This is a genomic window from Fusibacter bizertensis (assembly GCF_029914245.1).
GTDB classification, from domain to species: Bacteria; Bacillota; Clostridia; order Peptostreptococcales; family Acidaminobacteraceae; genus Fusibacter_C; species Fusibacter_C bizertensis.
The window spans coordinates 1-292 of sequence record NZ_JARYZI010000052.1 but is presented as its reverse complement, the minus strand read 5'-3'; the positions used below and the strand labels follow the sequence as shown (position 1 = coordinate 292).

The window sequence follows — 292 nt, the reverse complement described above, 5'->3', positions numbered from 1 at the left end:
TAGGTCAAGTTAATAAGAGCATAGGGCGGATGCCTTGGCACTAGGAGCCGAAGAAGGACGTGGTAAGCTGCGAAAAGCTACGGGGAGCTGCAAGCAAGTGTAGATCCGTAGATGTCCGAATGGGGAAACCCGGCTGGAGTAATGTCCAGTCATCCATAGCTGAATACATAGGCTATGGAGGGGAACTCGGGGAACTGAAACATCTAAGTACCCGAAGGAAGAGAAAACAAAAGTGATTTCCAGAGTAGTGGCGAGCGAAATGGAAATAGCCCAAACCTGAGTCTTCGGACGA

General features: G+C 49.7%; 1 rRNA gene. It reads left to right on the top strand.

Annotated features, from left to right (window positions below):
- Positions 1–2 precede the first annotated feature (2 nt).
- Positions 3–292, top strand: a 23S ribosomal RNA gene (locus QE109_RS17665); the annotation flags it as partial.